Origin of the sequence: Streptomyces sp. NPDC020807 (assembly GCF_040641575.1) — a bacterium.
Taxonomy (GTDB): Bacteria; Actinomycetota; Actinomycetes; order Streptomycetales; family Streptomycetaceae; genus Streptomyces.
The window spans coordinates 203,120-216,299 of the sequence record NZ_JBFADU010000007.1 but is presented as its reverse complement, the minus strand read 5'-3'; the positions used below and the strand labels follow the sequence as shown (position 1 = coordinate 216,299).

The following is a 13,180-nucleotide window of genomic DNA, read 5'->3' as shown; positions in this document are numbered from 1 at the left end:
GGTGAATGGCAGGTCGGAGGGCAGGTCGCAGGGCAGGTAGTAGGGCAGGTCGATCGCCGGGCGGACCTCACGCGCGGCGAAGCCCGCGGGGAGTCCTTGCGGAGCTCCCCGCGGGCACCCTCGCGCCCCGGGGTCAGGACCAGGGCGCGGGGGCCGGGGGTGCGACGACCGGCGGCCGGTCGTCGCAGGTGAGGGTGTTGGGAAGCAGCCACGGGGCCAGCCAGCCGCCGTCGTTGCCACCCAGGTCGGTGAGCGCGAACTCGGACCCGGTGGCCGGGAAGTTGAAGGAGCCGCAGTTGTTGACGCCGACCGCCCCGACGTTGCGGGCGTCGACGTTCTCGAAGGTGGCGGAGCCCTTCGTCCGGGCGCTGAGGACGGAGTTCCCCGTCCCGTCGACGCGAATGTCCTTGAAATGGACCGCGGGGATGGAGAACCGGTCCTTCACTCCGTACTCGCTCACCATCATGATCGCGTTGTGCGTGGAGTCGAGGTAGTGGTCCCCGGTGACCCGCACGTCGGCGTCGATCGAACCGTCGAGGGCGTAGAGCCAGAGGGCGCCCAGGCCGATCCGCCAGTTCAGGTCGAGGGTGCCGGCGCGGACCGTGGTGTTGCCGGTGAAGCGGAGCGCGCCCGTGAAGGGTTCGGCGCCGAACCGGGCGCCCGCGTGGAGACCGCTGCCCTCCCGGACGGGGTCGGCCACGAGGTTGCCGCTGACGGTGGTGTCGCTGCCGCCGTAGACGGCGATGCCGTTGGCGAGGGTGGGTGACTGCACGGTGTTGCGGTCGACGGTGTTGCGGGCGTCGGCCGTCTTCTCCGACCAGAGGGCGATGCCGTCGTCTCCGGTGTTGCGGACGAAGTTGTTCCGTACGAGCGAGTCGGTGACGCCGGTGTGGAGGTTGAGGGCGTCCGCGATCTGGTCGGCGATCACGTTGTTCGTGACCCGGACGTTCCGCATGGGGCCGTCGAACCAGAGCCCGACCTTGGTGTGGTGCAGGTACAGGCCGTCGACGGTGGAATCGCTCATCGCGCCGCCGATCGCGTTGACCTGGTCGGTGTCGATCCGCTCGCGGACGTCCCCCTCGATCGCGAACCCGCGCAGATGCACCCCGCGGCTGCCGCCCTCGGCGGCCGGCCTGCCGTAGAGGCCGACGCCGGTGAGGCGGGAGCCGTCGGGCGCCGGGACGGGCAGGGTGACCTGGCGGCCCTTGAGCACGGTGTGCCAGTTCCCGGCGCCGACGAGGGTGACGTCGTCGACCTCGATGTGCCGGTCCACCCGGTAGGTACCCGGCGGCAGGTAGACCGGCCGGTCCAGGCGGCGGGCGAGGGCGATGGCCCGCTCGATCGCGGGGGCGGCGTCCGCCCGGCCGGTGGGGTCGGCGCCCAGGAGCCGGACGTCGATCCCGCCGCGCTCGACGTGCGGCGGGGCGACCAGCTCGGTGTCGAGGAGGTCGATCACGGTCCAGGACGCGGGACTGCCGGCCGGCACCGTGAGCCGTACCCGCTCCCCCGCCCCGAAGGTCCTGCCCAGCAGCAGGCGCTGCTCGTCGTAGAAGTGCGTGGGCCGGAAGGGCGTGGGGAAGACGGGCGCCGGTGTGGTGGAGGCCGGGACGCAGGCGCACTCGGTGAGCCACCAGTCGGGGTGGAGCGGGCCGGCGCCGGGGTCGTTGGTGAAGGGGTACTGGTTGTAGAGCCAGGAGTACGCGGAGGTCAGCGTCATCGTCCTGCGGTGGCGGCCGTCGACGGTGACGTCCAGGGGCGCGGTGATCCCGCCGCCGCCGGTCGCGTCGGGGATGCTGTAGCGGACGGTGAGCGCGTTGGCCGCGCGGGGCAGGGTGAACTCGACGTACTGCCCGGGGACGAGTCGCACCGCCTTCCGGCCGGACGCCTCCGAGGGGAGGGTGTACGGGGTTCGGTCGGGGCCGATGACGGTGCCGGTGGTACGGGCGTGCTCCGCCTCCTGCTCGTCGAAGGCGACCTCGGCGCCCCGGCCGGCGACGAGCGCCGGGTCGAGGCCGGCGCGGGTGACGGCGGGCGCGGAGTCGGTGACCGTGGCGGGGGCGGGTCCGGGGCGTGCGGTCGCCGTGGTGGCGGCCGCCTGGCCGAGGCAGAGGAGCACGCAGGCGACGGCGGTGGCTCGGGCACCGGCGCGGGCACGCGGACGGACGCGGCGGGGGTTCATCATCGGGGCTCGCTTCTCGGACGGGAGGGAGCCGCGGCGCGCGGGCGCCGCGGCGGAGTCGTACGCCGGACCGGGGGCCCGGCGGCTCAGGCGCGCAACCAGGCGGCGGTGTCCGGGGGGAGGGTGCCGTCGGCGCCCATGGGTCCGCTGACGAGCAGGAGCGCCGTGTGGGGCGGCAGGGTGGCGGGCTCGGCGGAGAGGTTGACGACGCAGGTCAGGCCGTGGTCCCGGGTGAAGGCGAGGACGCCGTCGGCGGCGGGGATCCAGTCCATCGGTCCGTCGCCGAAACCGCGCTCGGTGCGCCGCAGTTCGAGGGCGGTGCGGTAGAGGGTGAGCATGGAGCCGGGGTCGGCGAGCTGCCGGTCCACGGCGTAGCGGGCCCAGTCGGCGGGCTGCGGCAGCCAGGGTTCGGTGCCGGGCGGGGGGCCGAAGCCGTACGAGGGTGCCTCGGCCTCCCAGGGGAGGGGTACGCGGCAGCCGTCTCGGCCGGGGTCGGTGCCGCCGGAGCGGAAGTGCATCGGGTCCTGGATGCGGTCCAGGGGGATGTCGGCCTCGGGGAGGCCCAGTTCCTCGCCCTGGTAGACGTAGACGGAGCCGGGCAGGGCGAGGGTGAGGAGCGCGGCGGCGCGGGCCCGGCGCGTACCGAGCTCCAGGTCCGCGGGGGTGCCGAAGCGCTTGGTCGCGAAGTCGAAGGCGGTGTCGGCGCGGCCGTACCGGGTGGCGGTGCGGGTGACGTCGTGGTTGCACAGCACCCAGGTGGCGGGGGCGTGGACGGGGGCGTGCTCGGCGAGCGTGGAGTCGATGGTGGCGCGCAGCCGGTCCGGTTCCCAGGGGCAGGCGAGGAAGGTGAAGTTGAAGGCGGTGTGGAGCTCGTCGGGCCGGAGGTAGCGGGCGAAGCGCTCGGCGTCGGGGAGCCAGACCTCGCCGACGAAGACGCCGCCGTACTCGTCGGCCACCGCCCGCCAGGAACGGTAGACGTCGTGGATCTCGTCGAGGTCGATGTACGGGTGGGGGTCGACGCCCTCGGTGAAGTCCCTGAGGTCGGGGTCCTTGGTGAGGAGGGCGGCGGAGTCGACGCGGACCCCGGCGACGCCGCGCTCGAACCAGAAGCGGAGCACCTCCTCGTGTTCGCGGCGGACATCGGGATGGGACCAGTTGAGGTCGGGCTGCTCCGGCGTGAAGAGGTGCAGGTACCACTCGCCGTCGGGGACGCGGGTCCAGGTGGAACCGGAGAACTGGGACGGCCAGTCGTTGGGCGGGAGTTCGCCCCGCTCACCCCTTCCGGGGCGGAAGTGGAAGCGCTCGCGGGCGGCGCTTCCGGGTCCTGCGGCGAGCGCCTCCCGGAACCAGGCGTGCTGGTCGGAGACGTGGTTGGGCACGATGTCGACGATGACGCGGAGGCCGAGTGCGGCGGCCTCCGCGATCAGCTTCTCGGCCTCGTCGAGGGTGCCGAAGGCGGGGTCGACGGCGCGGTAGTCGGCGACGTCGTAGCCGCCGTCGACCATCGGGGAGTCGTACCAGGGCGTGAACCAGACGGCGTCGACGCCGAGCGCCGCCAGATGCGGCAGTCTCGCCCGGACGCCCGCCAGGTCACCGGTGCCGTCCCCGTCGCCGTCGGCGAAGCTGCGCGGGTAGACCTGGTAGATGACGGCGTCGCGCCACCAGTCGGAGGTGCGGGACGGAGAAGGGGCTGCCACGGAACGGTCCTTTCGGGCAGGTGGACGGCGGCGGGGGCCGGGGAGTCGGTTCGGCGGGGGGCTGGGGAGGTGGTACGGCGAGGGGGCAGGGGAGTCGGTGCGGCGGGGGGCTGGGGAGGTGGTACGGCGGGCGCTGGTGGTGGTGCGGGGGCGTCTGGGCCGGGGGCGGGTCAGCCCTTGACGCTGCCGGCGGTGAGGCCGCCCATGATGTTGCGCTGGAAGACGAGGAAGACGATCAGGGTGGGGAGGGAGGCGATGGTGAGGGCGGCGATGAGGACGTTGACCGGCACCCCGTTGGACAGCGAGTAGATGCCGACGTTGAGGGTCTGCTTCGCGGGGTCGGGCAGGGTCAGCATCGGCCAGAGGAAGTCCTTCCAGACGCCGACCACCGCGAAGATCGACACGACCCCGAGGACGGGCCGGGAGACCGGCAGGACGATCGACCACAGGATCCGGGTCGGGCTCGCCCCGTCCATGGACGCGGCGTCGAGCAGCTCCTTCGGGATGGAGTCGAAGAAGCGCTTCAGCAGGAAGATGTTGAAGGCGTTGGTGACGGAGGGCAGCCAGATCGCCCACGGGCTGTTGAGCAGGTTGCGTTCGACGATCGGCACGTCGAGCACCGTGAGGTACTGCGGGACGACGAGGACGGTCGCCGGGATCATCAGCGTGGCGAGCATCATGCCGAGCACGGCCTTGCCGAGCACGGGCCGGAGCTTGGACAGCGAGTACGCCGCCGCCACGTCGAAGACGAGTTGGAAGGCGAGCGCGCCGAAGGCGTAGAAGAAGGTGTTGAAGAGCAGGGAGGAGAGGTCCATGACCTCCCAGGCGCGGCTGTAGTTGCCGGGGGTGAAGCTCTCCGGCACCAGGGTCGGCGGGGTGCGGACGACCTCCTGGGTGTCCTTGAAGCCGCTGGAGACCAGCCAGTAGAGGGGGCCGAGGAAGACCAGGGTGAAGCCGCCGGTGACCAGGGCGAAGGCCCCCCAGTACAGGCGCTTGCCGCGGGACCTGGCGAGGACGGCCGGCGAGATGAGCGTACGTGTGGACATGCGGGTCTCCCGGACTACTCTTCCTCGGAGCGGCTGAGCTTGACGTACGCGGCCGAGAACCCGGCGAGCAGTACGAGCAGGAGCAGGCCGAGGGCGGCTGCGGCACCGTAGTTGTTGAAGTTGAAGGCGTACTGGTAGATGAGGTAGACGACCGTGGTCGTGGACCCCTCCGGGCCGGCGCCGCCGGTGAGCAGGAACGGTTCGACGAAGACCTGCATGGTCGCGATGATCTGCATGAGCAGCATCAGCGAGAGGACCAGGCGCGTCTGCGGGATCGTCACGTGCCAGATCTTGCGCAGCAGTCCGGCTCCGTCGAGCTCGGCGGCCTCGTACAGCTCGCCCGGGATGCCCTGGAGCGCGGCGAGGTAGATGAGGGTGGCGCCGCCCATGTTCATCCAGGTCGAGGCGACGACGAGGGAGAGCATCGCGATGTCGGCGTCCTGGAGCCACTGCTGCCCGGGCAGGTGGAGGAGGCCCAGCAGTTCGTTGAGCAGGCCGTAGCCGGGGTCGTACAGGTACTGGAAGAGCAGGACGGCGGCGACCGGCGGCAGCATGACCGGGAGGTAGACGAGGAGGCGCAGGTATCCCTTGCCGTGCCGGAACTCGTTGATCGTGATCGCCAGGAGGAAGGGGACCAGGAAGCCGAGGACGAGGGCGAGGGCCGTGTACCAGAGGGTGTTGGCCCAGGCTTGCCAGAAGGCCGGGTCGTTGAAGACGGTGCGGAAGTTGTCGAGGCCGACCCAGACGGACTCGCCGTTCTCGGTCCTCTGGAAGGCGAGGAGGAACTCCCTGACCATCGGGTACCACGAGAACAGCGCGAAGCAGACGACGGCGCCGAGGAGGAAGCCGTGGGCCGTGAGGTTGCGTCGCAGGCTCCTGGCCAGGGAGGCACCGGTGGCCGGGGGCCGCCGCTCGTGGTTCCGAGCGGGGTGCCGCTCGGGGTGGCGGGGGCGCTCCGCCGTGCTCGGGGTCGGGCTCGGGGCCGACATGCGTGCTCCTTGGTACGGGACTGACTGCCGTGTCTGCCGGCCGACGGGACGGCCGGGACGGGGCCGGGCGGGGGCCGACGCGGTGCTGGGGCGGGGGCCGACGCGGTGCTGGGGCGGAGCCGGGCGGGGCGGTCCGCCGTGGGATCCGCCCCGCCCGGTGCCGTCACTGGTTGGCCAGGACCTGGTTGACCTGCGTCTCCGCGGTCGACAGGAGCTTGTCGACGTCGGCGTCCTTGTTGGTGAGAACGCCGGACATGACGTTGTCGAGGACCTTGTAGATCTCCTGCGCCTTCGGCGGCTCGGCCTTGCCCGGGACCGGGTTGTCCATGAAGGTCTTGAAGTTGGCGACCGGCATGGTGGCGTGCTGGAGGCGGGCGGCGTCGTCCGTGGTCTTGGAGCCGTTCAGCCAGAAGTTGGGCTGCGGGATGCCGACCGGGAGCTGGTCGGCCTTGGTGCGGGCCCAGTCGAACTGGCCCTTGCCGACGGTGAGGTTCTTGAAGTTGAGCCAGGCGATCGCGGCCTTGATCTTGTCGGACGAGATGCCCTTCTTGATCATGTAGTTGTTGCCGCCGGCGAGCGTGTTCTTGCCGCCGGGAATCGGTCCCATGCCGAAGTTCTCGTACTTGGCGCCGAGTTGCTGGACCATGTACGCGATGTCGTCGGGGGCGGCGAGGAACATGCCGAGCTTGTCGGTGGCGATCTGCTTCTGGAGGTCGCCCCACTTGAGCAGCTGGGTCTTGCCCATGCTGTCGTCCTCCCAGCGCATCGCCCGGAGGTTCTTCACGACCTGCTTGCCCAGGTCGTTGTTGAAGGCGGCCTTGGTGCCGCTCGCGTCGACGACGTCCCCGCCGAGGCTGTAGAGCTGGGCGGTGAAGTGCCAGCCGCCGGTGTTGCCCGCGGAGTACTCGCCGAAGCCGGAGACGCCCCCGCCGAGCGCGGCGATCTTCTTCGCGGCGGCGCGGACCTCGTCCCAGGTGCGCGGCGGGGCGTCGGGGTCGAGACCGGCGTCCTTGAAGAGCTTGCGGTTGACGAGCAGGCCCATGGTGTAGTTGCTGGTGGGCAGGCCGTAGAGCTTGCCGTCCTGCTTGAGGGAGCCGAGGACGTTGGGGTCGATGTCCTTGAGCGCGGGGACCGACTTGTCGGTGACGTAGGCCGATATGTCCTCGGCGCCGTTCTCGGAGAGCACCTGCGGCAGGTCGGTGAAGTACGTGTAGAACACGTCGGGTTGGGACTTCGCCTTGAGCATCGCGGTGAAGCGCGGCGGCTCCAGGCACTGGCCGGGCGTGGAACGGCCCTCGATCGTGACGTTCGGATACGTCTTGTTGAACTCGGCGACGTCCTCCTTCCACTCCTTGAGCTCGGCCGCCTTGGCCGCCGGCGGCATGCAGTCGATCGTCACCGTCACCTTGGTCTTCGGGTCCAGCGGGGCGGAGGCGTCGACCGGGCCGGTCGGCTTCGAGGAAGCGCCCTCGGCGTCGTCGCCGCTGCTGCTGGTGCCGCAGGCGGCGAGCGCGGTCAGGGTCACGGCGGAGACGAGGGTGACCGCGCTGGCGCGGCGGGTACGGCGGTGCCTGGCACTTCTCATGGAGTGGTCCCCTTCGGGCAAGAGCGTGGAGGTCGCCCCACCACGGCCGTGGACCTGCCTGGTGGGGCGCGGCACACTCAACCACCGCCGACAAGTGAACGCAAGATATCGCGCTGATTTCGTAAATGCTCGACAACTCAAGCTCACCCAACCAACGTTGACCCGACCAGGCCCGATGCCCCGCCGACCGACGCACTCGGAAGCGCAAAATTTGCGCGATGTCCTTCAGTCTTTGCGGAACCTGTCGCGGTACACGACGTGAGCGAGGGGGCGCGATCCACCCGGGGCGGGTGGCGGTGCCGCAACAACACGGTCCGGCCCGGCACATGGGCGGGCCCGTCCACCGGGTGAGATTCGACCTTGCCCGAACGGACACGGCCCTCGCATCATCTGCACATGGACGACACCCCGGCCCATCTCCCCACCGCCCTGCCCGTGTTACGTGCCGACGCACGCGAGGCGGGCTTCACGATGTCCAGCGACGACCGCACAGGAAGTCTGCTGGCGGCGCTGGCCGCCACCCGCCCCGGAGGCCGGATCCTCGAACTCGGCACCGGAGTCGGGGAGGGCACGGCCTGGCTCCTCAGCGGCATGGACCCCGCGTCGCGTCTGACCACCCTCGAACTCGACCCCGCGCTCCAGGCCTTCGCCCAGGAGCGGCTGGGCACCGACCCGCGGGTGACCTTCGTTTCCGCAGACGGCGGCTCATGGCTGGAGGACTACGACGGCGCGCCCTTCGACCTCGTGTTCGCGGACACCTGGCCAGGCAAGTTCACCCACCTCGACCGGGCCCTGGACCTCGTGGCTCCCGGCGGGACGTACCTGATCGACGACCTCCTCCCCCAGCCCGGCCGGTCCCGGGACCACGAAGCCTCCGTCACGCGCCTTCTCGCCGACCTGGACGAACGGAAGGACTTCCGATGCGTCCGTCTGGCATGGGCGAGCGGCCTGCTGATGGCGGTGCGCACAGGCTGACGCACGCGAGAAACGACGACGGCAACTGAAGGGTGAGCCGTCCTGGACGCCCCCCTGACCCGCGGAGAGGGCTTGGTTCCGGGTCAGGTGGACGTCGGGGACCGTCAGACGAAGTGGATCGTGAAGCGCCTCACGACCTTCGGGTCCGTGGCGATCGTCTCGGAGTGGACCGAGCCGCGCACCTTGTCGTACTTCCCGGTGCCGCCGGTGATCGCGGAGTCGAAGGGTCCCTGGTCGACGTAGTCGAAGTACACCCCCTGCGTGGTGATCTGGCCGTCCGGCAGGACGTAGGTCACGAGGCACTGCTCCGCTTCGTCGGTGCCGCCCCGGGTGGTGGTGCAGGAGCCGTGGGTCTCGCCGACCTTGTTGTGCGCCTCGTCGAAGAGGTCCGAGCGGACGACGACCCGGTCGCCCTGCGAGACGGTGCCGGGGGTGACGGGGAAGCGGGTCAGCTGCTGCACCTCCGCCAGGAAGGTGAGGGTCTTCCCCCCTGCCGGCGCGGAGCCCGCGTCCGTCGCGCCGACCGCGACGGGGGTGAAGGCGAGGAAGGTGACCAGCGTGGCCGTGCCGAGGCCGACCGCTCTGATGGGGCGCATCGTGCGACTCCTGAGGTTGGATGATTCGGGAATGACCGGATGGCGAACTTTCATCCGATTCCGTTCGATTCCCTACATAACGCCGTCCCCGGCGCCGCACAGGGCATCTCGGCGCGAACCACCATCACATCCAGCCGGTCGGACCATCCGTGGTCCGGGAGCTCGACGGCCGCCCCCTGGTCCTGATGTGGGCGACTCCGGCCGAGGGCAGCGGTCCCGAGGACGGAGAGGACGTCCTGCGCGCCGAGACGGCTGACGGCGCTATCACGCACCTGCCCTGGTACTACTTCTGCCCCGACGTCCTGACCGCGCTCGGAGCCCGCCTGGACGTGCCGGTCCGGACCCACAGCCACACCATGTGACGCGCCTCGGACACCGGGGCCACTTCGAGCAGCCGACGCGCGGCTCGCGGGTGGTGTACGTCAGCGTGCTGCTCCTCGTGGTGGGTGGGATGGGGGTCACGAGCTCCGCGCGGTGCGGAGTCGGGTCAGGGTGCGCAGGCCGCGCTCCATCAGTTCGGGGTCGCCGTGGGCTGCGCCGTAGGAGATGCCGGAGACGGCGTCGAGGACGGACAGGACGGTGAGCTGGGCCTCCTCTTCGGGGGTGAACCGGCGGCCGTAGCCGTCCATCACGGCCTGGAAGAGGTCGGGGCGGCCGTGCCAGGCGTCGGAGAGGCGTACGAAGTCGCGGAGCGCCGGGCCGGCTTCCGAGCGTTCGAAGTCGATGACGTAGAGGGTGTCGGTGGCCTCTTCCCAGCGCAGGTTGCGGAGCTGGAGGTCACCGTGCGTGGGCACGCTCTCCAGGGGCGCCGTGCCCGCGGCGGCCACGGCGGTGGTGCGGATGGACTCGATGAACTCCTCGTCGCCGGGCGCCAGGTGGGGCCGTGCCCCGGTCAGGTGCCGATCCAGTCTTCCCAGCGGCGTCGCGTCCACGGGGGTTCGGGCCGGCGCGCTGCGGTGGATGGCCGCCGCCGTCTGCCCGATGCGGTGGAAAATCCGGCGCTCCTGCTCGGGCGGGTGGACGGCGCCGTGCAGTGGGCGGCCGCCCACTGCGGTGAGTACCACCGCGCGGAGCGAGTGGTCGGCGGCGACCAGCCGGGGCGCCGCCGCCCCCAGTGCGGTGACCCAGCCGCGCAACGCGGCAACTTCACGCCGGTGGAAGCGGTCGTTCTGGTGGACCTTGACATACCACTCGCCGCCTTCGGCTCCGTGCGCGCGCCAGACACGGCTCGCCTCTCGCGCCGGCCAGCCCACGTCCGTCCAGCCGCCGATCCTGCCGATCGCCCGCTCGGCGAAGGCGCGCACCGCCGACTCGGGGATCGCGGCCTTCTCCGTCACCGGGCCGCAGGGGCCGGAATCCCGCACCACCACCAGTCGGTCCACGAACCGGTCGTACGCGATCGGGTCGCCGGGCTCCTGGAAGTGCACGGCCATCCGCGCGCCCGTCCGGTACGCGTCCAAGCCGGCCCGGCAGTAAGCCACCATCGGCTCCGGCAGGGCGGAGAACCCGAACCACTCCATCCGGTCACAGACGTCCGGCTCCATGACCCCGGGCGTCCCGGACCAGGTGCGGACCTCGCAGAACACGCCGATTCTCGCGTGCCCGCTCGGCGAGCGGTGGTGGACGGTGAGGGCGGCGCGCACGTCGTCCGGATCCACGACGAGGCCGGTCTCCTCCCCCGTCTCGCGGACGAGGGCGGTGACGATGTCCTCGAAGGGGCCGTCGAGGTGCCCCGAGGGAAGGTGCCAGAGTCCCGCGGCGTAGACGGAACCGGCGCGGCGCGACAGCAGGACCTCCGGCCCCCGCTCCCCGTCGCGGACGGCGATCAGGTGGACGTCGACCGGCGTCTTGTATCGCTCTCCGGTCACCGGCCACCTCGCGGACGGCGTGCGAGCAGCACTTCGAACACCGCGTTCTCGATCAGCCCGCCGGTCACGTGATGCCGCTCCAGCAGCGTCAGCGCCTCGTCCTCGAACCGGGCGTGCCGATCCTCGAAGAGGTCGGCGCGGGCGAAGCTGGTGCTGCGGAGGTGGGCGACCACGCCGTCCGGCGTCCAGGTGCGGCGGACCGGGAACCGGTGCTCGGTGACACGGGCGAAGGCCGACTCGGCGAGGTCGTCCTGGTAGGAACGCTTCGGTCCGCCGTACACGCCCGTGGGGCCGGCTCGGCGCTCGGCGCCGAGGTGGGACTGGATGAGGCGCTTCAGCTCCGTGGCCCACGGTGCGGCGCAGGTCCACAGGCTGCCGTCGCCCATGACGGCCACGGTGGCGCCGGGAGCCGCGACACGGTCGGCCATCGCGAGAACGTCGGCACGGGGCATCCAGTGGAAGGCCCGGGCGCACGTGATCAGGTCCGCCCGGTAGCCCTCGTACGGCGGTGTGAAGTCCTGGGCGAGGGCGTGGTGGAAGCCCGCGGGGCTGCCGTCGGGAAGCGGGGCGAGGGCGGCGGCGGCCTCGCGGAGCATGTCCGCGTCCGCGTCCACCAGATCCACGCGTGCGAGCCGCGGTACGGCCGGCAGCAGCGCGACCGGCACCTGCCCCGTCCCGGTGCCGAGATCGAGCAGTACCGGCCGTGCCACCTCCCTCACCGCGTCGGCGAGCAGGGCCACCGGGCCGGCGGGAATCCCTGGTCGGTGGCGTCCGTAGTCGGCTGCCAGGGAGGTGAACAGGCCCTCGGGCTGGTGGTTCCTCGCGCTGGCGGTCATACCTCTTCCCTCCGGCATCGGGTCGGTCCTCCTACGGGTACCCCGGCTACAGCGCGTACAGCGGGTCGGCATCGTGTCGATCCGAGCCGCCTCGGGCCGGGCGGAGGGGTCAGTCCGTGCGAGGCGGCGAGGCGGTCGGGGTACTCGGTGAGCAGGTCGCGGATGTGGTCGGCGGATGGCGGCATGACGGACATCGCGTGCCTCCGGAGGTCGTGTGGGGCTGTCATGGGGCTCAACGACGCGGGGGCCCGCTCCGTGGGCAGGTGAATCGGACGCCATTCGAACCCCGGGATTGAGCGAAAGTGCGTTCGTGCGCTGTACATCGACCCGTACGGGGCGGGGATCCGCCTCAAGGCGGCGATGGCCGAAACGCCGACACCGGATGAGTGCGGCCGGGACGGGCCGCTCTCGGCGAGGGCCGCCACCCCGGGGTACCGGGGTGGCGGCCCTCGCCGTCAGGTCACGTCTGATCCGATCAGCCGCGCGTCAGCGTGAGCGCGGTCGTGTCGAAGCGGGTGACCGTGGTCGGGTAGTCGCGGTCGTCGGCCGTGGCGTACGTGTTGAGGGTCGCGGCACCGGGCCGGAAGGCGGCCGTGGGGTCGATGTTGCTCGGGAAGGACGTGGTCCACGGGACCGGGCCGCCCGGCCGGCAGGGGACGGAGAGGTTCTCGTGGGAGCCCGTGGCGGCGCCCTTCCTCTGGGTCTGCTGGGCACTGACGTTGAGCGTGACGTACGCCGTCTTGTTGCAGGTGACCGTGCCGCCGACGGTGATCTCGCCGGTGCGGGCGTCGACGGTGCCGGCGGGGTCCAGGCCGACGTCGACCGTGAGGACGGCGGGCGGCTCGGGCATGCGGGCGTGGAGTTCGCCGCGTACGGGGAGGGCGGCGCCGGCGCAGGTGCGCTCGAAGGTGGCGTCGATCTCGCGGATGTAGCCGTAGGGGCCGTACGCGATGTGGGAGACGGTGAAGGAGCCGGTGCCGCTCTCGCAGGAGCGGTCACCGGAGAACTGGAGCTGCGGGTCCTCGGGTCCGGCCTCGGGCCAGCTGCGGGTGTTCGTGTACGTGAAGCCCTCCTGGAGCTTCTGCCCGTACGGCGCCGACATGGAGAGGAACCAGCGCTCGCCTTCCGGGGTCACCACGGTGGCACCGGCGGAGGACTGGGAGGTGGGGCCCGTGACGTCGAACATGTCGGTCGTCTCGGGGGTGAGGGTGTGGGACTGTCCGCCGGAGACGTACTCGCCGGGGTCGCCGGCGAAGGTGAGCGTGCCCGTGACGGCCTCGTGGGCCTGTGCCGTACCCGTCAGCGGGGCCGCCGTCACCGCGAGGGTCACCGCCGCCGCGAGGACGGCCGCCGCGCGGGCGAGGCGGGAGGTGCGGGTCGTGTTCATGGAGTGGTGCTCCTTGTGCCGT

At 71.5% G+C, this 13,180-nt stretch carries 11 protein-coding genes; 2 read left to right on the top strand and 9 right to left on the bottom strand.

Annotated features, from left to right (window positions below):
- Nucleotides 1-133: 133 nt before the first annotated feature.
- The 5 genes from AB0G79_RS14585 to AB0G79_RS14565 all read right to left on the bottom strand — a co-directional run bounded on the left by AB0G79_RS14585 (nucleotide 134) and on the right by AB0G79_RS14565 (nucleotide 7,496).
- Nucleotides 134-2,182 (bottom strand): glycosyl hydrolase family 28-related protein, encoded by a 2,049-nt coding sequence (locus tag AB0G79_RS14585; RefSeq protein WP_360805725.1) that lies wholly within the window; start codon nucleotides 2,180-2,182, stop codon nucleotides 134-136.
- 83 nt (nucleotides 2,183-2,265) lie between these two features.
- On the bottom strand, nucleotides 2,266-3,876 hold the full coding sequence (locus tag AB0G79_RS14580; RefSeq protein ID WP_360805722.1) for a glycoside hydrolase family 13 protein: 1,611 nt from the start codon (nucleotides 3,874-3,876) through the stop codon (nucleotides 2,266-2,268).
- Nucleotides 3,877-4,046: 170 nt separating this feature from the next.
- Complete coding sequence (locus AB0G79_RS14575; protein WP_360805719.1) at nucleotides 4,047-4,922, bottom strand: carbohydrate ABC transporter permease; 876 nt, start codon at nucleotides 4,920-4,922, stop codon at nucleotides 4,047-4,049.
- Nucleotides 4,923-4,936: 14 nt separating this feature from the next.
- Nucleotides 4,937-5,911 (bottom strand): sugar ABC transporter permease, encoded by a 975-nt coding sequence (locus AB0G79_RS14570; protein WP_360805716.1) that lies wholly within the window; start codon nucleotides 5,909-5,911, stop codon nucleotides 4,937-4,939.
- 163 nt (nucleotides 5,912-6,074) lie between these two features.
- Nucleotides 6,075-7,496: an extracellular solute-binding protein gene (locus tag AB0G79_RS14565; protein ID WP_360805713.1), complete on the bottom strand. Its 1,422-nt coding sequence runs from the start codon at nucleotides 7,494-7,496 to the stop codon at nucleotides 6,075-6,077.
- Between the two features lie 396 nt (nucleotides 7,497-7,892).
- Here AB0G79_RS14565 and AB0G79_RS14560 point away from each other — a divergent pair, with 396 nt between their 5' ends.
- Nucleotides 7,893-8,471 (top strand): class I SAM-dependent methyltransferase, encoded by a 579-nt coding sequence (locus AB0G79_RS14560; RefSeq protein ID WP_360805710.1) that lies wholly within the window; start codon nucleotides 7,893-7,895, stop codon nucleotides 8,469-8,471.
- Between the two features lie 104 nt (nucleotides 8,472-8,575).
- Here the strand turns inward: AB0G79_RS14560 and AB0G79_RS14555 are convergent, their stop codons facing one another.
- Nucleotides 8,576-9,067 carry a hypothetical protein gene (locus AB0G79_RS14555; protein WP_360805707.1) on the bottom strand — a complete coding sequence of 164 codons (492 nt, stop codon included), beginning with the start codon at nucleotides 9,065-9,067 and terminating at the stop codon, nucleotides 8,576-8,578.
- Nucleotides 9,068-9,216: 149 nt separating this feature from the next.
- Between AB0G79_RS14555 and AB0G79_RS14550 the strand changes: the two genes are divergently transcribed.
- The gene (locus AB0G79_RS14550; protein WP_360805704.1) at nucleotides 9,217-9,429 is read left to right on the top strand and encodes a hypothetical protein; all 213 of its coding nucleotides are present in this window, start codon (nucleotides 9,217-9,219) and stop codon (nucleotides 9,427-9,429) included.
- Between the two features lie 96 nt (nucleotides 9,430-9,525).
- Here the strand turns inward: AB0G79_RS14550 and AB0G79_RS14545 are convergent, their stop codons facing one another.
- The 3 genes from AB0G79_RS14545 to AB0G79_RS14535 form a co-directional block, all read right to left on the bottom strand.
- Nucleotides 9,526-10,935, bottom strand: coding sequence for a phosphotransferase (locus tag AB0G79_RS14545; RefSeq protein WP_360805701.1), 1,410 nt, complete (start codon nucleotides 10,933-10,935; stop codon nucleotides 9,526-9,528).
- Nucleotides 10,932-11,771, bottom strand: coding sequence for a class I SAM-dependent methyltransferase (locus AB0G79_RS14540; RefSeq protein WP_360805698.1), 840 nt, complete (start codon nucleotides 11,769-11,771; stop codon nucleotides 10,932-10,934). Before AB0G79_RS14540 ends, AB0G79_RS14545 begins: the two co-directional genes overlap by 4 nt.
- A gap of 475 nt (nucleotides 11,772-12,246) precedes the next feature.
- Entirely contained in the window at nucleotides 12,247-13,158 is a 912-nt protein-coding gene (locus tag AB0G79_RS14535) for a hypothetical protein (RefSeq protein WP_360805695.1), read from the bottom strand.
- Between the last annotated feature and the right edge of the window lie 22 nt (nucleotides 13,159-13,180).

Bases quoted from the DNA above. Each gene is read 5' to 3' on its own strand.
- AB0G79_RS14575 (WP_360805719.1), bottom strand. From the start codon at position 4,922: ATGTCCACACGTACGCTCATCTCGCCGGCCGTCCTCGCCAGGTCCCGC.
- AB0G79_RS14540 (WP_360805698.1), bottom strand. From the start codon at position 11,771: ATGACCGCCAGCGCGAGGAACCACCAGCCCGAGGGCCTGTTCACCTCC.
- AB0G79_RS14535 (WP_360805695.1), bottom strand. From the start codon at position 13,158: ATGAACACGACCCGCACCTCCCGCCTCGCCCGCGCGGCGGCCGTCCTC.
- AB0G79_RS14555 (WP_360805707.1), bottom strand. From the start codon at position 9,067: ATGCGCCCCATCAGAGCGGTCGGCCTCGGCACGGCCACGCTGGTCACC.
- AB0G79_RS14565 (WP_360805713.1), bottom strand. From the start codon at position 7,496: ATGAGAAGTGCCAGGCACCGCCGTACCCGCCGCGCCAGCGCGGTCACC.
- AB0G79_RS14570 (WP_360805716.1), bottom strand. From the start codon at position 5,911: ATGTCGGCCCCGAGCCCGACCCCGAGCACGGCGGAGCGCCCCCGCCAC.
- AB0G79_RS14560 (WP_360805710.1), top strand. From the start codon at position 7,893: ATGGACGACACCCCGGCCCATCTCCCCACCGCCCTGCCCGTGTTACGT.
- AB0G79_RS14585 (WP_360805725.1), bottom strand. From the start codon at position 2,182: ATGATGAACCCCCGCCGCGTCCGTCCGCGTGCCCGCGCCGGTGCCCGA.